The following is a 20,225-nucleotide window of genomic DNA, read 5'->3' on the forward strand; positions in this document are numbered from 1 at the left end:
CGCACTCACGAACTCGCCGACCACCGCGCGGCCATAGCGCCGCGGCGCGTCTCGGCCGCTAGGCTGTTCGGGTGGATTCGTCGAGCGGGGGCGGTGCCGGAACCGGCGACAACGCGGACACGATGCACTACCCCAAGGTGGTGCTGGTAACCGGTGCGTGCCGGTTTCTCGGCGGCTACTTGATTGCCCGGCTGGCGCAGAACCCACTGATCCAAGGGGTTATCGCGGTGGACGCGATTGCGCCGAGCAAGGACATGCTGCGCCGGATGGGGCGGGCCGAGTTCGTCCGCGCCGATATTCGTAATCCCTTCATAGCCAAGGTGATTCGCAACGGCGACGTCGACACGGTGGTACATGCCGCCGCGGCGTCGTACGCGCCACGCTCCGGCGGCACGGCGGCGCTGAAGGAACTGAACGTGATGGGCGCGATGCAACTTTTCGCGGCCTGCCAGAAAGCGCCCTCGGTCCGCCGCGTCGTGTTGAAGTCGACCTCCGAGGTATACGGGTCAAGCCCTCACGACCCGGTGATGTTCACCGAGGACAGCAGTAGCCGTCGCCCGCTGCGCAGCGGGTTCGCCAAGGACTCCCTCGACATCGAGGGATACGCGCGCGGACTGGGGCGGCGTCGCCCCGATATCGCGGTGACAATTCTGCGGCTGGCCAACATGATTGGCCCGGCGATGGACACCACGCTGTCCCGTTATCTGGCCGGTCCGGTGGTCCCGACGATGTTCGGCCGAGACGCGCGATTGCAGCTGCTACACGAGCAAGACGCGTTGGGTGCGCTCGAGCGTGCGGCGATGGCCGGCAAGGCCGGCACCTTCAACGTCGGCGCCGACGGCATCATCATGCTGTCGCAGGCGATCCGTCGCGCCGGCCGGATTCCGTTGCCGGTGCCGGGTTTCGGTGTGTGGGCGCTGGATTCGCTGAGGCGAGCTAATCGCTATACCGAGATCAATCGGGAACAATTCAATTACCTGAGTTACGGCCGGGTCATGGACACCTCGAGGATGCGCACCGAGCTCGGCTACCAGCCGAAATGGTCAACCGCGGAGGCGTTTGACGACTACGTTCGTGGTCGCGGCCTGACTCCCATAATCGACCCACATCGGGTACGCTCCTTGGAGGGTCGCGCCATAGCCTTAGCGCAGCGCTGGGGAAGCCGAAATCCAATTCCATGGGGTGGGGTCAGGTAGATATCGTGGCGGGTGAAACCAGAGCGAATGTCATTCCCCTGCACAGTAATCGGGGTCGCGTCGCAGCTCGCCGCAGAGCCGAAGCATCACGTCAGCATCCTTCCTTGCTGTCCGATCCGCACGGCCATGTATCGGCCGAGCAGGTCGCTGCGGTGGTCCGCGAAATCGACGAGCACAGGCGCGTCGGAGGCGCGACTTCGTCAACTGAGGCTCCGCTCAACGAGTTCGCTCAACAGGTCGCCTCGGTTGCCGGATTTTTCCGGCAGCGTCTGACGGGCGACTACGCAGTCGACGAATTCGGCTTCGATCCGCACTTCAACAACGCGATCGTCCGGCCTTTGCTGAGATTCTTTTTCAAGAACTGGTTCCGCGTCGAGGTCAGTGGAATCGAGAACCTGCCGAGCGAAGGCGCCGCGCTGTTGGTGGCCAATCACGCCGGGGTGTTGCCCTTCGACGGACTGATGTTGTCGGTGGCGGTACACGACGAGCATCCGGCGCAGCGGGACATGCGGCTGCTGGCCGCCGACATGGTGTTCGACCTACCTCTGGTTGGCGAAGCCGCCCGCAAGGCGGGTCACACGATGGCCTGCACGACGGACGCGCACCGGCTGCTGGCCGCGGGCGAGCTCACCGCGGTGTTCCCGGAGGGCTACAAGGGCCTGGGCAAGCGCTTCGAAGACCGCTACCGGCTGCAGAGGTTCGGCCGCGGTGGCTTCGTGACGGCGGCGCTGCGCACCAAGGCGCCGATCATCCCGTGCTCGATCATCGGATCCGAAGAGATCTACCCGATGCTGACCGACGTGAAGCTGCTGGCGCGCCTGTTCGGCCTGCCCTACTTCCCGCTCACCCCGCTGTTCCCGTTGGCCGGGCCGGCCGGCCTGGTGCCGCTGCCGTCGAAGTGGCGTATCGCGTTCGGTGAACCGATCTACACCAACGACTACGCCGCGTCCGACGCCGAGGACCCGATGGTCACCTTCGAGCTGACAGATCAAGTCCGCGAGACGATCCAGCAGACGCTGTACCGCTTGCTGGCCGGGCGTCGCAACGTCTTTCTCGGCTAGCGCATCGGCGACCACCGACGAAAACGCCCCGGGCCGATTGGCACCGGGGCGTCTTGCGTACGGGTTACTTGACCAGCGTGAACTGGCAGACGTTGGTGTAGCCGTCGCGGAACAGGTCCGAGCAGCCGCGCAAGTACTTCAAGTAGATGTCGTAGGTCTCCTGCCCCTTCAGGGCAATCGCCTCTTCCTTGTGCGCCTCGAGGGCATCGGCCCACGCGGTCAGCGTCGGGACGTAGTTCTTGCCGATGAAGTGGTGGCGCTCGATCTTGAAGCCCGCGTCAGTCGAGTACTTGTCGACCAGGTCCACCTGCGGCAACTTCCCGCCCGGGTAGATCTCCTTCAGGATGAAGCTGATGAACCGCAGCAGGGTCATGTTCACCTTCAGACCCATCGCGTTGCCCTCTTCGCGGCTGGGGACCACGATCGAGTGCAGCAGCATGCGGCCGTCGTCGGGCAGCAGGTCGTAGTACTTCTTGAAGAAGGTGGCGTACCGCTCGTACCCGGCGTCACCGGCGCCGTCGGCGAAGTGCTCGAAAGCGCCCAGCGACACGATGCGGTCGATCGGCTCGTCGGGGAATTCCTCCCAGCCCTGGATCCGCACCTCCTTGCGGCGGGGGCTGTCCATCTTGTCGAACTCCGCGACGCAGTGGTCGTACTGGTTCTCGCTGAGCGTCAGGCCGATGACGTTGACGTCGTACTCGGCCACCGCATGCCGCATGGTCGAGCCCCAGCCGCTGCCGATGTCCAGCAGCGTCATGCCGGGCTCGAGGTTCAGCTTGTCCAGGGCGAGCTTGCGCTTGGCGTACTGCGCCTCTTCGAGCGTCTTGGTGAGGTTCTGCGGGTCTGGATTTTCGTCAAAGTAACCGCAGCTGTAGGTCATTGACGGGTCGAGCCAGAGCTTGAAAAACTCGTTCGACTTGTCGTAATGGGACCGGACTTTTTCGACTGGTGGCTTGAGCTGGGTGCCACCGGTTTCCCCCTGGGACGTCATCAAATCGACCCTACTTTCGTGCAGATATTGATGCAATCGCGGCGACGGTTTCTTCAGCGCGCGCGTCTGGATGTGAGGCTTCCCCGAGCATGGTCACGACGCTGGTGACGATCGGTTTGCCGTCGGCGTCTGTCACCTCACTGCGGATCTCAGCGATCACAGTGCCGTGCGACTCGATGACCGAGTCTAGATAGGTATCGAAGTACAACTTGTCGTGGGCCAGGATCGGGCGGTGAAAGGTGAACTTCTGGTCGCGATGCAGCACCCGGGCGATGTTGATGGGGATGCTGAACTTCGTGAAGATGTCCAGCTGAACCCGCCGGCCAGCGATTGCCAGGAAGGTCAGCGGAGCCACGACGGCCGGATACCCCGCTTCCGCGGCGTCAACCTCGCTGAAGTGCGTCGGGTGGTCGTCTTGCACCGAGGCCGCGAACTCGTGGATCTTTTCGCGGCCGACCTCGAAGTAGTCCGGTGCCCGGTAATGGCTGCCGATGAGGCCTTGGGTTCCCTCGGGAAGGGTTGTGAACCCCTCTGATGTTGTCATGGCGTTGCGGGCTCCCCACTAATCGTTGCTCAGCGGCGCAGCCTATCAGCGGGATTGGCGCCGGGACGCCAACGCGGCCAGCGCACCGCCTGCGGCACCGAGCGCCAGTGCCGACGGAACCCCGATCCGCGCCGCCTTGCGAGCGGTCCGGAAGTCGCGGATCTCCCAGCCCCGTTCCCGGGCCAGGCTGCGCAGCCGGGCGTCGGGGTTGATGGCGACCGCCGTGCCCACCAGCGACAGCATCGGCACGTCGTTGTAGCTGTCGGAGTAGGCCGTACACCGTTTGAGGTTGAGGCCCTCGCGGATCGCCAGGGACCGAACGGCGTGCGCCTTGCCCGGGCCGTGCAGGATGTCGCCGACGAGCCGGCCGGTGAACACACCGTCCACCGACTCCGCCACGGTGCCCAGCGCGCCGGTCAGGCCGAGCCGACGCGCGATGGTCGCGGCAAGCTCGTACGGCGTTGCCGTGATCAGCCACACCTGCTGGCCCGCGTCCAGATGCATCTGGGTGAGCTCCCGAGTGCCGGCCCAGATCTTCTCGGCGATGATCTCGTCGTAGATGTCCTCGCCGAGGCCGACCAACTCTTCGACCGAGCGGCCCTCGATGAAGGTGAGCGCTTTGCGTCGACCGGCGGCGACGTCGTTGCTGTTCTCCTTGCCGAGTAGCTGAAACTTGGCCTGCGCGTAGATGAATCCGATCACGTCGCGATACGTGAAGTAGTTGCGCGCGGCCAGACCGCGTCCGAAATGCACCGCGGAAGAGCCCTGGACCAGTGTGTTGTCGACGTCGAAGAATGCCGCGGCGGTCAGGTCGATCGGCGGTTGCGGGCCACCCTGGGCGGCGGTGGTCTCCTGCAGGCCCTCGAGCGCGCGGGCGGCGCTGGCGTTGGCGGCCACCGATTCCAGGTCCACGCGAACGGCGGGGTCGGCGTTGTCCGAGTCATCCGACTCTGAGGAAGTCATCGCTACACCTCCTGGTTCGCCGTGCCGTCTGCTGGCCACGTTGCGGCCGGTATCAACCCTATCCGGCAGGTTTGATGGCCGGTTTCACGCCTCCGACATGGGTTGGGCTGGCAGTGCCCGCGCTCTTCTAACCGGGGGCAGCCTCCAGTCCTAAGGACTTGCGATCGAACACGATCCAGTCGTCGGAGTCGTTCATGATCTGAACGCCGCTAAGTTCGGGCGCCGCGCGCAGCATTTCTTTGAGTGCCGGCCAGTCGATGCCGCCGTACTCGATACCGGGTCGCAGTCGGCTCGTGTAGGCGCGTATCACACGGTGTAAATGCTGGATCTTGAAAGTCTTCATCCTTGGACGACCATCGTCACTTTGGGCGGTGCTCATCTCTAAGAACAGTTCGCGGTTCTCAAGCGCTGATGCGATCGCAGCTGTTAATTCTTTCGAACTGGACTTCACTGAACTAGTTATCAAGTCCTCGAGCGTCTGTTGCTCGACATCTGACTTCGCCGACGGCGTGAGCCTATCTTGGTTCGAGGTTTCAGATAGATCGTCGAGGACTACTGGAATTTGATTTCTGCTTATGGACACCCATTGGGCAGCGAGATTGGTGATAATTACCCAATCGAGGTCCGGCATTTGCAGTGCGGCCGCAAGCGCACTTTCAAACACTGCCCCACCGAACTTCTTGGGCAGATCCGGGTGTTCTTTCGATGTATAGGCCATCATGGCGTGTGTACCGTCGGGTAGCCGCAGGAGCGGAATAGCTTTGCGCTCCTCGCCTTCATGCTCCACGGTGTCGAACGGCATGAAAACCTCACTCGATCGAAGAGTGCGGAACAGTCGTCGCCGAGCCTCTGGGCCTTGGTCTTGAGCGGCGAGCGTTATTAACTCTTCAATATCATTATTTCGGTCCAAAGTCGGGCCTCTCGTATTGCTCTAGATTTCCAGTTACTTCGTTCCATATGCCCTTCACATCATATAGCTTATTTGTCGGACTTGCCTCATCGAAAGGACAGAATGCGAGATGGACCTTGCCCATATCTTCTTTTAATAGATCACTCAAAAGGGTTGGGACTGATACTGTCAGCGGCTTGCCCATGATATTCAACCCGTCGGGCGGATGCACCGTGTAATTGGGTATCGATTCACCAGGCGCGAAGGTTTTCGAATAGACGCTGGATGTATCTCCGCCGGTCTCAATTAGATTGCCCAGGGCATCCGTGATAGTTGATCCGTGGTCCGCGTACGCCATGACGGTCGTGCCGGCTGGTACTAGCGCATCGCCATTTTCGGGCGTGTAGCTTCCGTGGCCACTAATAGTGGTGTCTTCAGCTTCCCCGTCAGGTCCACCCTCTTCCGGGTGTTGTGGGGTCCCGTCGCCTGGGCGCTCGGGTGTTCCGTCGCCGTCTTTTGGTCCGTGTGGACGGGCGTCGCCGGGCCCGTGCGGCCCGTTGCCGTCGCCGGGGTGCGGAAGCCCGTCATGGGGTGGGCCCGGTTCACCGTTGAGTGGCGCCCCGCCGTGCGGGACTGGCGCCTCGCCTGGGCCGCTGCCCGTCGGCACCGACGGTGGATGCGGCGCCGACGGGGTTGCGGCTTTGGGGGCTAGCTCACCCGGACTTCCACCGGGAGTAGCGGGAACGTGCTGATGTGGATGGGGCGCCTCCGCGGGTGGCTTGCCACCGGACGTCGGTGGCGGCGCAGTCGGTTTGGGCGTCTCACCGGCTGGAGGCTTGGGCTCGGTTGGGTTATGCGGCGGTGGGGTGCCGGCGGGGGCCGGGCCCGGCTTGGGCGCAGGTGCTGGATTGCCTGGTTCCGGCGGTTTCGGGCCGGTCGGCGGTGGTTTGGCGCCCTCGACTGGCGGCTTAGGCGTCTCGGGCGGCTTGATCCCCGCGGGGTCGAGAGGCGTCGGCAGGGGCGGCTTCTTCAAGCCCTTGATGGCATCCAGCGCTGCGCGGCCCCTGGTGCCCAGCCTGGAAAGCGGTCCGCCCGGCAGGGCCAACGTCAGTCCGTCAAACAACGACCGGCCGGCCGCCCCGACGGGATCGGTCTGCCACTGATCCCAATGGGAGACGTCCTTGCCCAATGCTTTCCACGAATCCAAGGCCGAAGGCGAACCGTCGGGGCCTAAGCCGGCCAGCGGCAACGCCCCCCGGACCATGTCGTTCGAATCGTGGTAGAAACCCACCGGGTCGAACAGGAGCCGCAGCTGGCTCATGCTCAACGCGCCTTCGACGAATTCGGCGGCTTCGCTCAGAAACTCCTCGCCGCCGTGCCCGTTCCGACCGATGATTCGCCCGACATCGGTACCGTGCAGAAACTGATCCCACTGTTTGGCGGCGTAATTGCCCATGGTGGTGACGATCGCCTCGGCTTCGGCGAGGGCGGAAGCGATTTGGGCCCCCAACGCCTCGACCTCGGACCGGAAGTTGTCGATCACCGTGCGGATGTCGTTGGCGATCTTTCTGATCTCGTCTTCGTCCTCGTCGGTCAGGATGTCCCAGACCTCTTTGAACCCGGTCAGCGGATCGCAGATCCGCGACAGCAGGTCCAGGATCGCCGCATGAACCTTGTCGATCTTGGCGGCATAGCTGCTGAGCTGACTCGCGATCTGTTGGCACTGCTGCACCAGGCGGGTAGTGCTGCGGTAGGCGTCGGTGAACGCCCGATCTATAGCCTCACCCTCCGGAATATGTTGGGCCCGAACAGCTCCCATCGGCGCTGCGGTCCCGAGGATTTCCCCGAGTGCGAACTGGGTGCCGGCTGCCGTCCACGCCGTGGCGGCGGCCCGCAGCCTCGCCGAATCGCCACTAGGCCAGATCATTCCGAGGTACGGCGCGACCCAGCCCCAACCCGGCGGGGCGCTGTCACTGCTGCCGACCGCCGACGGTGGACGGGCCGCCGATATCGGTCCCGTCAACGGGGGCATGGGCAGCGCGCTGCCGCCACCGCCAACGTTAGACATCGCTTCGGCCAGCGAGTAATTGCGCGCCGAAATCCGAACACCAATCCCCAAGCCGCACAGCCCGTTTCGAGTGGTGACCATCGCCTCGACAAGCTTGGACGCCGAACTGTCATAGCTGTGGCCCAACGCCGCACCGGCAGGATCGTCGCCGGCCATACCGGCACAACCCGACAGTGCCGCCGTCAGAGTCGAGATCACCGACGCCAACCCCTCGGCGGCGGTCACCACCTCGGCGCCTGCTCCGTCAAGGGCCGCGGGATCAACCGCTAGCGGCGCCATTAGCTCACGACCACATCGCCAAATTCGTCGTCATGGCGCCGGTGTAGTTGCTGTGCGCCGCCGCACCGGCCGTTCGTAGCCGAGCCAGCGCCTCGCGCATCATTGCCTCGCCGCGAGCCCAGTGTTGATGGGCTTCGGCATGGGCAGCCGCTCCCTCGCCCGTCCACGTCGCGTGCAGATTGCTTACCAGAGAGTCGATTTCGGCCAACATGCTCTCGGCATAGCGTTGGAATTCGGCCATCCGCTGCACGGCATCGGCCAATGCCCGCGGATCCACCCGGAATGCCTCAGCCACGGTGCACCTGCCGGACCAGTTGCGCGGAGACGGCCTCGTTGCTCAGATATTCCTTGCCGGCCCGATCCACCGCCTTGGCCAAGATCGACAGTCCCGTCTCGACCTCGCGAGCCCCGCGATGCCACAGTTCCCACGCGGCCGAGTAGGCGTTTCCCGATCCGCCCTGCCACCCGCCCAGCATGTCGCCGACCTGACCGTCGAGTTCGGCCAGCTGACTTCGCAGCGACTCGGCCGCACCGAGTAGTCCCTGCGCGAACCCTTGCATCATGTGGGGGTCGACCCGCAGATTCTCGTTTGCGGCCATGGCCGGAATTTAATCCGTGCCGTGGCCGCCCACAATTCACTTTTGGGCGTCTAACGGCGCCGATGCCACACTGGTGCCATGACCGAGCGCCCCAAGGTGGAGCTGCTGACCCGCGCCGGATGCACTATCTGCGAGCGGGCCCACGCACAACTGGCGGAGCTGGCCACCGAGCTCGATTTCGACCTGGCCACCACCGACGTCGACGCCGCCGCGGCGGCCGGCAACACCGCCCTGCGAGCCGAGTTCGGCGATCGGCTGCCCGTGATTTTGCTGGACGGCCGCGAGCACAGTTACTGGGAGATCGATGAGCCGCGGCTGCGCGCGGACCTCGCTCGATAACGCTGTGTGGTGGGCGCGGACTCATTATTTGGTAGCCCACCGAATAAACGTTTACCGTAGATGGCAGTTCAGTTACTGGAGTAGCGAGGGAGCTGGCCAGGTGATGCTGCCGTGAGCATCTTGCTCTTCGGGGTTTCGCACCGTAGTGCGCCGGTCTCCGTTCTGGAACAACTCAGCATCGACGAATCGGATCGCAACAAGATCGTCGACCGGGTTTTGCAGTCGCCGCTGGTCACCGAGGCTTTGGTGCTATCGACATGCAACCGGGTCGAGGTCTACGCGGTGGTTGACGCGTTCCACGGCGGTTTGGCCGTGATCGGGCAGGTGCTGTCGGAATACTCCGGAATGTCGATGGGCGACCTCACCAAATACGCGTATGTGCGCTACAGCGAGGCCGCCGTCGAGCACCTGTTCGCCGTCGCCAGCGGTCTGGACTCCGCGGTCATCGGCGAACAGCAGGTGCTCGGGCAGGTGCGCCGGGCCTACGCCACCGCCGAGTCGAATCGAACGGTCGGGCGGGTCCTGCACGAGCTGGCTCAGCGGGCGCTGTCGGTCGGCAAGCGCGTGCATTCCGAAACGGCGATCGACGCCGCGGGCGCCTCGGTGGTGTCGGTCGCGCTGGGCATGGCCGAACGCAAGGTGGACGGGCTGGCGGGCAAGACCGCGGTCGTCGTCGGCGCCGGCGCGATGGGCGCGCTGGCGGCGGCCCACCTGATCCGGGCCGGTGTCGACCACATCCTGGTCCTCAACCGCTCGCTGTCCCGGGGGCAACGACTGGTCCGTAAGATCCGCGAATCGGGCGTGCGCGCCCAGGCGATGACCCTCGACCGGCTCGCCGACGCGCTGGCCGACGCCGACGTGGTGGTCAGCTGTACCGGTGCGGTGAGCCCGGTGGTGTCGCTGGCCGACGTACACAAGGCGCTGGCCGCCGCGCAGCGCGACGACGCCGGCCGTCCGCTGCTGATTTGCGACCTGGGCATGCCGCGCGACGTCGATCCCGCGGTGGCCGGGTTGCCCGGCGTCTGGGTCGTCGACGTGGACCGCATCCAGCACGAGCCCTCGGCGCACGCCGCTGCCGGCGACGTCGACGCCGCACGCCACATCGTGGCGGCAGAGGTTGCTGCCTACCTGGCCGGGCAGCGGATGGCCGAGGTGACCCCGACCGTGACCGCGTTGCGCCAGCGCGCCGCCGACGTCGTGGAGGCCGAGCTGCTGCGGCTGGAGAACCGGCTCCCCGGCCTCGAGAGCGCCCAGCGCGAAGAGGTCGCCCGCACCGTCCGGCGCGTGGTGGACAAGCTGCTGCACGCTCCCACCGTGCGAATCAAGCAACTCGCCAGCGCCCCCGGCGGCGACAGCTACGCCGAGGCACTACGCGAGCTTTTCGAACTCGACCAGACCGCCGTCGACGCCGTGGCTGCGGGTGAATTGCCAGTAGTCCCAATGGGATTCGACGCCGGCACGCAGCAATCCGCCGAGTAACCCGATTGGCGCATGTGATCCGGTTAGGCACGCGGGGCAGTCTGCTCGCTACCACCCAGGCCTCTGTCGTTCGAGACACTCTGATCGCCAACGGCCACGCCGCGGAGTTGGTGATCATCAGCACGGCCGGTGACCAGTCGTCGGCGCCCATCGAAAGCCTGGGTGTGGGGGTGTTCACCACCGCGTTGCGCGAGGCGATCGTGGACGGTCGGGTCGACGCTGCCGTGCACTCTCACAAGGATTTGCCGACCGCCGACGACCCGAGGTTCAACATCGCGGCCATTCCGGCCCGGAACGACCCGCGCGACGCGCTGGTTGCGCGCGACGGGCTGGTGCTCGGAGAGTTGCCGGCGGGTTCGCTGGTGGGCACGTCATCCCCGCGACGGGCCGCGCAGCTTAGGGCATTGGGTCTCGGTTTGGAAATCCGCCCCCTACGAGGCAACCTAGATACCAGGTTGAACAGGGTAAGTAGTGGTGATCTAGACGCCATCGTGGTGGCCCGGGCCGGACTGGCCCGCCTGGGCCGGCTCGCTGATGTCACCGAGACGCTAGAGCCGGTGCAAATGTTGCCAGCACCGGCTCAGGGTGCGCTTGCTGTCGAATGCCGCGCCGACGACAGCCGGCTGGCGGCAGTGCTGGCGGAGTTGGACGACTCCGACACACGCGCAGCGGTCACCGCGGAGCGAGCCCTGTTGGCCGAACTGGAGGCGGGTTGCTCCGCACCGGTGGGAGCGATCGCCGAGGTGGTCGAGTCCATTGATGAGGACGGCCGGGTCTTCAACGAGCTGTCGCTGCGCGGTTGCGTCGCGGCGCTCGACGGATCCGACGTGATCCGCGCGTCCGGCGTCGGCGCTCCCGAGCGGGCCCGAGAGCTAGGGCTCTCGGTGGCAGCGGAGCTGCTGGAGTTGGGCGCGGGAGAGCTGATTGGGGGAGCGCGGCAAGACCCCGCGCATGAGAACTGAATGACCTCAAAAAGGGATGACTTGGGAGCGACAATGACGACGCGAGGGCGCAAGCCGAGACCGGGCCGCATCACGTTCGTGGGCTCCGGCCCGGGTGATCCGGGATTGTTGACCACACGGGCGGCCACAGTGCTGGCCAACGCGGCCCTGGTGTTCACCGATCCCGACGTACCCGAACCGGTGCTGGCGCTGATCGGCAAGGACCTACCGCCCGTTTCGGGCCCGGCACCCGCCGAACCACCACCCGCCACCAGCGATGGGTCCGCCGACGCGGATCCGCCACCGGCGGCGCCGACGGTGCTGTCCGGTGGTGCCGACATCCGCCCGGCGCTCGGCGAGCCCGCCGAGGTCGCCAAGACGCTGACCGCCGAGGCCCGCACGGGGGTCGACGTGGTGCGGCTGGTGTCCGGTGACCCGCTGACGCTCGACGCGGTGATCAGCGAGGTGAACGCCGTCGCACGGACTCACCTGCACATCGAGATCGTGCCGGGCTTGGCCGCGACCAGCGCGGTGCCCACGTATGCGGGTCTGCCGCTGGGCTCCTCGCACACGGTGGCCGACGTGCGCGACCCACAGGTGGATTGGGAAGCCTTGGCGGCGGCTCCCGGCCCGCTGATCCTGCAGGCCACGCCGACGCATCTGGCCGACGCGGCGCGCACGCTGATCGAGCATGAGCTGGCCGAGACCACGCCGTGCGTGGTGACCGCCCAGGGCACCACCTGTCAGCAGCGTTCAATCGAGACCACGCTGCACGGGCTGACCGACGCGGCCGTCGTGGCCGGTGCCGGCGACCCGGCGGGCCCGTTGACCGGACCGCTGGTGGTGACCATCGGCAAGACGGTCAACAGCCGGTCCAAGCTGAACTGGTGGGAGAGTCGCGCCCTGTACGGCTGGACCGTGTTGGTGCCGCGCACCAAGGACCAGGCCGGCGAGATGAGCGAGCGGCTGACCTCCTACGGCGCGCTGCCGGTCGAGGTCCCGACCATCGCGGTCGAGCCGCCGCGCAGCCCCGCCCAGATGGAGCGTGCTGTCAAGGGATTGGTCGACGGTCGGTTCCAGTGGGTGGTGTTCACCTCCACCAACGCCGTGCGTGCGGTGTGGGAGAAGTTCGGCGAATTCGGGCTGGACGCCCGCGCATTCTCCGGCGTGAAGATCGCCTGCGTCGGCGAGTCGACGGCTGACCGGGTGCGCGCCTTCGGGATCAGCCCCGAGCTGGTGCCGGCCGGGGAGCAGTCCTCGCTGGGCCTGCTGGACGACTTCCCGCCCTACGACAGCATTTTCGATCCGGTGAACCGGGTTTTGCTGCCGCGTGCCGACATCGCCACCGAGACGCTGGCCGAAGGGCTGCGCGAACGTGGTTGGGAGATCGAGGATGTCACCGCGTACCGGACGGTGCGTGCGGCGCCTCCGCCGGCGTCCACCCGCGAAATGATCAAGACGGGTGGCTTCGACGCGGTGTGCTTCACGTCCAGTTCGACGGTGCGTAACCTGGTCGGCATCGCCGGTAAACCGCACGCGCGCACCATCATCGCCTGCATCGGCCCCAAGACGGCAGAGACCGCCGCCGAGTTCGGCCTGCGGGTGGACGTGCAGCCCGACACCGCTGCCATCGGCCCACTGGTCGACGCGCTGGCCGAACACGCCGCGCGGTTGCGCGCCGAGGGTGCGCTGCCACCGCCGCGTAAGAAGAGCCGCAGGCGCTAGTGGCGTACCCGCGGCAGCGCCCGCGTCGGCTCCGTTCCACCCCCGCGTTGCGTCGCCTGGTGGCGCAAACATCCTTGGAGCCAAGGCATTTGGTGCTGCCGATGTTCGTCGCCGACGGGATCGACGAACCACGTCCGATCCCGTCGATGCCTGACGTTGTGCAGCACACCCGCGAATCGCTGCGCCGCGCGGCCGCCGATGCGGTGGCAGCCGGAGTGGGCGGGCTGATGCTGTTCGGTGTGCCGCTCGACGAGGACAAGGACCCGACCGGCTCGGCCGGCACCGACCCCGACGGCATTCTCAACGGCGCGCTTCGGGACCTGGCTAAGGATCTCGGTGACGCTACGGTGTTGATGGCCGACACCTGCCTCGACGAATTCACCGATCACGGTCACTGTGGCGTCCTCGACGCCCGGGGCCGGGTGGATAACGACGCCACGCTGAGGCGATACGTGAAATTGGCTGTGGCGCAAGCAGAAGCGGGCGCTCAGGTGGTGGGTCCGAGCGGCATGATGGACGGGCAGGTGGGCGCGATTCGCGACGGCCTGGACACAGCGGGCTACACCGATGTGGTGATCCTGGCCTACGCCGCGAAGTTCGCCTCGGTGTTCTACGGCCCGTTCCGGGATGCGGTGGGCTCGAGCCTGTCCGGCGATCGTCGCACCTACCAGCAGGAACCCGGCAACGTCCGAGAAGCGGTGCGTGAGATCGAGTTGGACATCGACGAGGGCGCCGACATCATCATGGTCAAGCCCGCGATGAGTTACCTCGACGTGGTGGCCGCCGCGGCGGAAGTCTCGCCAGTGCCGCTGGCGGCCTATCAGGTGTCGGGGGAGTACGCGATGATTTGTGCTGCGGCGGCCAATAATTGGATCGACAAGCGCGCCGCGGCCCTGGAATCGCTGATCAGTATTCGTCGTGCCGGTGCCGACATCGTGCTGACCTATTGGGCTGCGGAGGCGGCGGGTTGGCTTTCCTAGCGGCCACATCGGCGGTAGACAATCAGACTATGAGGCTTCCATGACGCCAGCGAGGGATGTCGATCCCGACCCGTTGTTCTACGAACCCGGCGCCAGCTGGCTTTGGGTGTTGAGCGGCCCGGCCGCGGCGGTGTCGATGATCCTGATCGAAATGTGGAGTGGCGCAGCGATATCGCTGTGGGTTCCGGCCATCTTTCTGGTGATGGTGTCGGCGTTCATCTCGCTGCAGATCAAGGCGGCGCGCATCCACGTGTCGGTCGAACTGACCCAGGACGCCCTGCGTCAGGGCACCGAGACCATCCTGGTGCGCGAAATCATCAAGGTTTATCCCGAACCGGAGAATCCGGCCAATTCCGATCGGGAGTTGGCGCGCTGGCAGTCGGCTCGGGCACTCGGCGAACTGTTCGGGGTGCCGCGCGGCCGGACCGGCATCGGCCTCAAGCTCACCGGCGGTCGCACCGCGCAGGCCTGGGCCAAACGCCATCGTCGTCTCCGCGAAGCGTTGACCCCGTTGGTGCAGGAGCGCGTGGAGCCGGCCCGATCGGACGTCTGGGACATCGACGACGACGAGCCCCAGCTGTGATCGCCCGCTACCGAGCCGTGGTCGAACTCGTCGTCGCCGGTGCGGCGCTGGTCGGTGTCGGGGTGAGCTGGCTGCACGCGCGACACATCGTGAACGTCGCGCCGATCACCGACGGCCAGCCGTCCACGACGGCGCTGGTATACAACCCGCAGCTGCTGCTGCTGGCGATGCTGCTGGCGACGATCGCCGGGGTGCTGGCCGTCCTGGGGATCGCCAGGCTGTGGCGCGCTCGAAGCGCCGCTACGCCGTCTTCCTGAACAACGGCATTGCCAACCGGCGGCGGCAGACCACCGCGTCGGCCAGGGCGCCGAATGCCTCGGGCACCGAGCCGGCGAGCGGGAACACCGAATCGCCGTTTCCGGCGACCAGCCGCTCAATCACGTCGGCGCCGGCGACCAGCGTCCACTCCACCCCGGCGCGGCGGCAATCCTCGTCGAACCTGTCCAGCAACGAGAAGCCGGCACCGCCGAAGTCGGTCACCGCGCTGATGTCGAGTACCAGGGGATTCTCACCGACGATGAACCGGCGAACGCAGCCGCTGACGCGGTCGACGTTGATGGCGTCGATGTCTCCCCGGATGGTCAGCACCGTCGCGAGGTGGCGGCAGTGAGCCCGAACTTCGGCTCCACCGCAGTCGAGGCTGCCCTGTTGAGCCGTGGTCATCGCGATCGTCATGAACGCCCCCATTTCGGTGGTGGTGCGAAGGCCGCCCGCAATGCCGACCAAGCTAATTACAACGGTCCCCGCCAAACTTAAGGAGACCGACAGTTACGTCTAACTGTTTGCTAAAAAGCTGACCGAGCCGGTGTCCGCGCAGGCATGTCGGCGGGCACACCGTCGCCGTCACGCGATCCGGGCCCCCGCGCTGTTAGGCTGCTCTGGCTACCGGTTGCGAGTCGGGGGGCTTGGGATAGGGCGAAATGCCCGGTCAGCCGGGTGAGAAGGCAACGAAAACCGCAGGGTTCAGAGCGAAAGAGCGTCGTGCGCAGCGCAGAGATCAAGGGTGAGATCAAGGCCCTGACGGGACTGCGCATCATCGCCGCCGTGTGGGTGGTGCTGTTTCATTTCCGGCCGATGCTGAGCGACATCTCGCCCGATTTCCGCGAGAACCTGGCGCCGGTGCTCAATTGCGGCGCCCAAGGCGTCGACCTGTTCTTCATCCTCAGCGGGTTCGTGCTGACCTGGAACTACCTCGACCGGATGGGCCGTTCCTGGTCGACGCGCGAGACCCTGCACTTCCTGTGGCTGCGGCTGGCCCGGGTGTGGCCGGTGTACTTGGTCACCATGCACCTGGCCGCGCTGCTGGTGATCCTGTCGCTGCACGTCGGCCATGTGCCGCTGCCTGAGGCGAACGACCTCACCGCGGTCAGCTACATCCGCCAGGTCCTGCTGGTGCAGCTGTGGTTCGAGCCGTTCTTCGACGGAACCAGCTGGGACGGGCCAGCCTGGTCGATCAGCGCGGAATGGCTGGCTTACCTGCTTTTCGGCGTGCTCGCCCTGGTCGTGTTCCGGATGAAGCTGGCCACCCGCGCGCGGACCCTGATGTGGCTGGCCGTCGCGGCCTCGCTGCCGCCGGTGGTGATGCTGTTGGCCAGTGGTCACTTCTACACACCGTGGAGCTGGCTGCCGCGGATCGTGACACAGTTCACCGCCGGGGCGCTGGCCTGCGCGGCCGTGCGCCGGTTGCGGCTGACCGATCGCGGTCGCCACATCGCCGGATATCTCTCGTTGCTGCTGCTGGCCGCCGTGGTGGGCGTTTTGTACTGGTTCAACGCCCATCCGATCAGCGGGGTCGTGGAAAACGACAGCGGCGGGGTGGTCGACGTGCTGTTCGTCCCTCTGGTCATCACGCTGGCGGTCGGCCTGGGCAGCCTGCCCAGGCTGCTGTCCACCCGGGTGATGGTCTACGGCGGGCAGATCTCGTTCTGCCTGTACATGGTGCATGAACTGGTGCACACGTCCTGGGGATGGGCCGTCGAACAATTCGAACTCACGCCGTGGGAGTCCGATTCGCCCTGGAAATGGAACGTGCTGGGCCTGTTCGCGATCGCTCTGGCGCTGTCCAGCCTGCTCTATCACGTCGTGGAGGAGCCCGCCCGCCGCTGGATGCGCAGGATGGTCGACGTCCGTCCCGCGGCCCAGCCGGCCGAGGCGAGGGTTCACCAGATCGACGGCGGACTGGAACCGATCACCGAGCGCACGGCTTCCTGAGTGCCCGCGAATCATGCTGTGCCCCATACCGTCTCGGACCAGGAGATCGCAATGGTAGCCGCGCCACACTGGTAGCTTGGGGCATGCTGATCGACCCGGCCCTGGATCGCGAATGTGACACAGCGCGTTGTCGGCCGGTTCGCGTCGGTTATTCGTACGATTTCCGTTGGTTGGGTGCATTGCCGGGCCATGCTGTGCACAGGGGGAGGTAAGAGTGAGTCGTCTGGCCGCGTTCGTCGTCAACCTCGCTCTGCTGGTCGGCGTGGGCTGTGAAGTCGTGGCACACCCGGCACACGCGCGGCCTTACCAGCCACTGACCCTGGACGGCCGGCTGACCCACATCGCGGTGGTCGGCGACTCGTACACGACCGGCACCGACGAGGGCGGCCTGGGCCCGAACGCGTGGACCGCCTTGGCCTGGCAAACACTGACCAAGCGCGGCCTGCAGATCGACGCCGAGGTGGCGGCCGAGGGCAGGGCCGGTTATGCCGTACCCGGTGACCACGGCAGCATCTTCGAGGATCTCACCGTCAGGTCGGTCAAGGCCGACGACGTGCTGGTGGTGTTCTTCGGCTCTCGCAACGACCAGGGCACCGATCCGGGCATGCTGGCCGGCCGGGCGCGGGATACCTTCCAAGTCGCGCGCATCCTGGCGCCGACGGCGAGATTCCTGGTAATCGGACCGCCGTGGCCGACCGCCGATGTACCCGAATCCGTGTTGCAGATCCGTGATGTGCTCAACTCCGAGGCGCGGGCTGCCGGCGCGGCTTTCGTCGACCCGATCGGCGCCCATTGGTTCGTCGACCGGCCCGACCTGATCGGCCCAGATGGCGTGCACCCCAACGATGCCGGGCACCGATACATGGCAGACAAGATTGCGCCGCTGATTCGCACGCAGCTATTCAGGTAACCAGGCACCGAAAGTTTCGGCGGGCTGGCCCCCCTCAAAATGCCAGCCGCGCAAGGCTTTACGCGCCAACCCCGAAGCGCTTAGTCTTCTGCGTGCCGTTCGTAGTCCCACTGCTCCAGGCGTGCTTGCAGCTGCATCAAGCCGATTCCGGCGACTGGCGTAGCAGCCGCGATGCAGACCAACAACAGCGGGGACATTTCAAACCTCCAAAACCCTTACATTCCTAACACGTTCGGTTTCGCGGCGGGGTTCATTCGCAAAGAAAGTCATCGCAACGTCATCCGTCCGTTATGGCTCCGTCTGCGAGTGCGCCCATCACTGGCGCCAACAACTGCGCATATTCGGTTGTGACGTGGTTGTCGTCGCGAAACACCAGGGTGTTACCGACGATCATGGGGCAACGCTGCGACGTGCAGAACAGGTCGGTGAGGTCGGCGTAGTGGCCGCCGTTGCCGGTGGCCGCGGCCCGTTCCGCGGAGATACCGCCGTCGTTGACCGCGACCGAACGGCTTGGCGCGCAGGCGGTGGCGTCGTCCAGGTGTCCGGATAAGCAGGTGGGCACCGGGGACTGCGGATCCGGGGCGGGGCCGAGCACCAGCACGGTCGCGCCGGTGCGGCGCAGTTGCGCGACGGTGCGGCCCAGCGTCTCGATCCACGCCGGGTCGTAAGACACGAAGCCGAAATCGCCGCCGTAACGCCGGCTCATGTCCAGCACGACCAGCCGCGGATGCTCGGCCGCCACCCGGGCCAGCACCTGTGTGCGCCATTGTTCGCATTCGGTGTACTCGCGGCCCAGATACGGACTGTCGATGGGCAGGTCCTGGATCGGGCAGGTCACTTTGGCCATCGTTTCCAGTCGCCAGTGCCGCTGCTCGGCGACTTGGGCAAAGGCCGGGTTCCACATCGCCGCGTGCGAGTCGCCGATCAGCGCGAGCGTCGTCGGCGAACCGATGTCGCCTGCCGCACACTCGCTTTGCCCGATGTCGCGCCAGGAGCGCACGCAGCCGTTGACGAAGACGGCGGCCTTATCGGCCGGCGCCTGGGCCAGCGGCGGATCCAGATTCGACGGGACGGCACGCAGGCCGGCGGCCTTCGCGACGGCGTCGCGCACCTGCGCCAGAGCCTGCTGGACGGCCGTCTGCTGACCGCCGGCGTCGGGGGCGGCGGGCAGCAGCGCCATGATGGTGGCCTTCGCCGCGGCCGGGCCGTGGCCGACCGGAACCGGTATCACCGTCAGCAACAGCACGCAGGCGGAAGCGGTGGCGGCGCTGGCGATCCCGGCTACGGCCAGGCTCGTCTTGGCCGACCGGCGCAGCGCGGCGGCGAACCGGCCGGGATTCTCCACCAGATGGAACGTGATCACCGCCAGCCCGGCGGAGACGGCCGTCGCTGCCAACCGGGCCGCCAGGCCGGCCTCGCCCAGCACCCGCGGCATCAGCAGCAGCACCGGCCAGTGCCACAGGTACCAGGAGTACGACACCCGCCCGATCGCGCGCATCGCCGGCCGGCACAGCAGCCGGCCGACCCCCAGGCTGCGGGTGACGCAGCCACCGCCGATCACCAGCGCGGTGCCCAGTACCGGCAGCAGCGCCGCGGTGCCGGGGTAAGGCGTAGCGGGGCCCAGCTGGGTGCAAGTCAGCAGAATCAGCGCCAGGCCGCCCCAACCGGCGATCGCCGCGGGCAACAGTGGCAGCCGGCGCCACTGCTCAATCGACAGCGCGACCAGCCCGCCGACGGCCAGCTCCCAGGCCCGGGTGGGCAACGAGAAGAACGCCCACGGCGGCGAGCTACGGGTCCACACCACGGCCGCCGCCAGCGAGGCCGCGGCAACCAATGCCAGCACCGCCGCGTACGGCGCCGCCTTGGATTTGGCCTCGGCGTCGCGTCGCACGCGTCCGACCAACCACGCGGTGCCGATGATCAGCACCGGCCATACCAGATAGAACTGCTCCTCCACGCCGAGCGACCAGTAGTGCTGGAACGGCGAGGGCGCCTCGGCGTTCAGGTAGTCGGTGCCTTGATGGGCAAAGCGGTAGTTGCCGACGTAGAGCGCACTGGCGATGCCGTCCAGGAAGACGCTTCGGGCCTGCAGTGGCGGCAGCACGGCGGCCGCCGCGATGGCGGTGACGACGGCGACAGTGGCCGCGGCCGGCAACAGCCGTCGGGCCCGCGCTCCGTAAAACCGGCCCAGCGCAATGGTTTTCGCGCTACTGACCTCGCGCCATAGCAAGCCGGTGATCAGGAAGCCCGAGATGACGAAGAAGACGTCGACGCCGATGAAGCCGCCGGCGGTACCGGGGATGCCCGCGTGGTAGAGCACGACGGCAACGACGGCGACCGCACGCAGGCCCTCGATGTCGGGTCGGAATCCGCGTCGCTTGATTTGTCCGGTGGGGCTATCGCCCGCTGGTGAGGGCGGGCTCGACGCGGTTTCCTGCCGGACTGCCATGCCTTGTTGGGATGCCTC

At 66.4% G+C, this 20,225-nt stretch carries 20 protein-coding genes; 11 read left to right on the forward strand and 9 right to left on the reverse strand.

Features of this window, described 5'->3' with window-relative positions; translation table 11 throughout:
• The first annotated feature begins 122 nt into the window (after nucleotides 1-122).
• Together ACAG21_RS01135 and ACAG21_RS01140 are read left to right on the forward strand one after the other, a co-directional pair.
• A complete protein-coding gene (locus ACAG21_RS01135; RefSeq protein ID WP_370494528.1) occupies nucleotides 123-1,196 on the forward strand; it encodes an SDR family oxidoreductase in 1,074 nt (357 codons plus the stop codon).
• Nucleotides 1,178-2,257 (forward strand): lysophospholipid acyltransferase family protein, encoded by a 1,080-nt coding sequence (locus ACAG21_RS01140; protein WP_370494230.1) that lies wholly within the window; start codon nucleotides 1,178-1,180, stop codon nucleotides 2,255-2,257. The genes ACAG21_RS01135 and ACAG21_RS01140 overlap by 19 nt, the downstream gene beginning before the upstream one ends.
• Before the next feature lie 64 nt (nucleotides 2,258-2,321).
• On the opposite strand, the gene ACAG21_RS01145 is transcribed toward ACAG21_RS01140, so the two are convergent.
• The 7 genes from ACAG21_RS01145 to ACAG21_RS01175 form a co-directional block, all read right to left on the reverse strand.
• A complete protein-coding gene (locus ACAG21_RS01145; protein WP_370494231.1) occupies nucleotides 2,322-3,248 on the reverse strand; it encodes a cyclopropane mycolic acid synthase family methyltransferase in 927 nt (308 codons plus the stop codon).
• 10 nt (nucleotides 3,249-3,258) lie between these two features.
• On the reverse strand, nucleotides 3,259-3,792 hold the full coding sequence (locus tag ACAG21_RS01150) for a MaoC family dehydratase N-terminal domain-containing protein (protein WP_370494232.1): 534 nt from the start codon (nucleotides 3,790-3,792) through the stop codon (nucleotides 3,259-3,261).
• A 45-nt stretch (nucleotides 3,793-3,837) separates the two neighbouring features.
• On the reverse strand, nucleotides 3,838-4,755 hold the full coding sequence (locus ACAG21_RS01155) for an HAD family hydrolase (protein WP_370494233.1): 918 nt from the start codon (nucleotides 4,753-4,755) through the stop codon (nucleotides 3,838-3,840).
• A 127-nt stretch (nucleotides 4,756-4,882) separates the two neighbouring features.
• Nucleotides 4,883-5,665, reverse strand: a complete 783-nt coding sequence (locus tag ACAG21_RS01160; protein ID WP_370494234.1) for an SseB family protein — start codon at nucleotides 5,663-5,665, stop codon at nucleotides 4,883-4,885.
• Nucleotides 5,652-7,991, reverse strand: coding sequence for a putative adhesin (locus tag ACAG21_RS01165; protein ID WP_370494235.1), 2,340 nt, complete (start codon nucleotides 7,989-7,991; stop codon nucleotides 5,652-5,654). The genes ACAG21_RS01160 and ACAG21_RS01165 overlap by 14 nt, the downstream gene beginning before the upstream one ends.
• 4 nt (nucleotides 7,992-7,995) lie before the next feature.
• Nucleotides 7,996-8,286, reverse strand: a complete 291-nt coding sequence (locus ACAG21_RS01170; RefSeq protein WP_370494236.1) for a WXG100 family type VII secretion target — start codon at nucleotides 8,284-8,286, stop codon at nucleotides 7,996-7,998.
• Nucleotides 8,279-8,590, reverse strand: a complete 312-nt coding sequence (locus tag ACAG21_RS01175) for a WXG100 family type VII secretion target (protein ID WP_370494237.1) — start codon at nucleotides 8,588-8,590, stop codon at nucleotides 8,279-8,281. Before ACAG21_RS01175 ends, ACAG21_RS01170 begins: the two co-directional genes overlap by 8 nt.
• 78 nt (nucleotides 8,591-8,668) lie before the next feature.
• Here ACAG21_RS01175 and ACAG21_RS01180 point away from each other — a divergent pair, with 78 nt between their 5' ends.
• The 7 genes from ACAG21_RS01180 to ACAG21_RS01210 all read left to right on the forward strand — a co-directional run bounded on the left by ACAG21_RS01180 (nucleotide 8,669) and on the right by ACAG21_RS01210 (nucleotide 14,894).
• Entirely contained in the window at nucleotides 8,669-8,929 is a 261-nt protein-coding gene (locus ACAG21_RS01180; RefSeq protein WP_370494238.1) for a glutaredoxin family protein, read from the forward strand.
• Between the two features lie 111 nt (nucleotides 8,930-9,040).
• Nucleotides 9,041-10,408 (forward strand): glutamyl-tRNA reductase, encoded by a 1,368-nt coding sequence (locus tag ACAG21_RS01185; protein WP_370494239.1) that lies wholly within the window; start codon nucleotides 9,041-9,043, stop codon nucleotides 10,406-10,408.
• 14 nt (nucleotides 10,409-10,422) lie between these two features.
• Entirely contained in the window at nucleotides 10,423-11,370 is a 948-nt protein-coding gene (hemC, locus tag ACAG21_RS01190; protein ID WP_370494529.1) for a hydroxymethylbilane synthase, read from the forward strand.
• A gap of 33 nt (nucleotides 11,371-11,403) precedes the next feature.
• The gene (locus ACAG21_RS01195; protein ID WP_096284520.1) at nucleotides 11,404-13,074 is read left to right on the forward strand and encodes a uroporphyrinogen-III synthase; all 1,671 of its coding nucleotides are present in this window, start codon (nucleotides 11,404-11,406) and stop codon (nucleotides 13,072-13,074) included.
• Nucleotides 13,074-14,054 carry a porphobilinogen synthase gene (gene hemB, locus ACAG21_RS01200; protein WP_370494240.1) on the forward strand — a complete coding sequence of 327 codons (981 nt, stop codon included), beginning with the start codon at nucleotides 13,074-13,076 and terminating at the stop codon, nucleotides 14,052-14,054. Before ACAG21_RS01195 ends, hemB begins: the two co-directional genes overlap by 1 nt.
• Before the next feature lie 40 nt (nucleotides 14,055-14,094).
• The gene (locus ACAG21_RS01205; protein ID WP_370494241.1) at nucleotides 14,095-14,637 is read left to right on the forward strand and encodes a DUF3093 domain-containing protein; all 543 of its coding nucleotides are present in this window, start codon (nucleotides 14,095-14,097) and stop codon (nucleotides 14,635-14,637) included.
• A complete protein-coding gene (locus tag ACAG21_RS01210) occupies nucleotides 14,634-14,894 on the forward strand; it encodes a hypothetical protein (protein WP_370494242.1) in 261 nt (86 codons plus the stop codon). The genes ACAG21_RS01205 and ACAG21_RS01210 overlap by 4 nt, the downstream gene beginning before the upstream one ends.
• On the opposite strand, the gene ACAG21_RS01215 is transcribed toward ACAG21_RS01210, so the two are convergent.
• Entirely contained in the window at nucleotides 14,878-15,312 is a 435-nt protein-coding gene (locus tag ACAG21_RS01215; protein WP_370494243.1) for an STAS domain-containing protein, read from the reverse strand. The genes ACAG21_RS01210 and ACAG21_RS01215 overlap by 17 nt on opposite strands.
• Nucleotides 15,313-15,618: 306 nt before the next feature.
• On the opposite strand from ACAG21_RS01215, the gene ACAG21_RS01220 reads away from it, so the two are divergent.
• Together ACAG21_RS01220 and ACAG21_RS01225 are read left to right on the forward strand one after the other, a co-directional pair.
• A complete protein-coding gene (locus ACAG21_RS01220; RefSeq protein WP_370494244.1) occupies nucleotides 15,619-16,848 on the forward strand; it encodes an acyltransferase family protein in 1,230 nt (409 codons plus the stop codon).
• A gap of 214 nt (nucleotides 16,849-17,062) precedes the next feature.
• Nucleotides 17,063-17,758 (forward strand): GDSL lipase, encoded by a 696-nt coding sequence (locus ACAG21_RS01225; protein ID WP_370494245.1) that lies wholly within the window; start codon nucleotides 17,063-17,065, stop codon nucleotides 17,756-17,758.
• A gap of 277 nt (nucleotides 17,759-18,035) precedes the next feature.
• Here the strand turns inward: ACAG21_RS01225 and ACAG21_RS01230 are convergent, their stop codons facing one another.
• On the reverse strand, nucleotides 18,036-20,207 hold the full coding sequence (locus tag ACAG21_RS01230) for an acyltransferase family protein (RefSeq protein WP_370494246.1): 2,172 nt from the start codon (nucleotides 20,205-20,207) through the stop codon (nucleotides 18,036-18,038).
• Nucleotides 20,208-20,225: the final 18 nt, after the last annotated feature.

The sequence above is a fragment of the Mycobacterium sp. pR1184 genome, assembly GCF_041287235.1.
In the GTDB taxonomy this organism is placed as follows: domain Bacteria; phylum Actinomycetota; class Actinomycetes; order Mycobacteriales; family Mycobacteriaceae; genus Mycobacterium.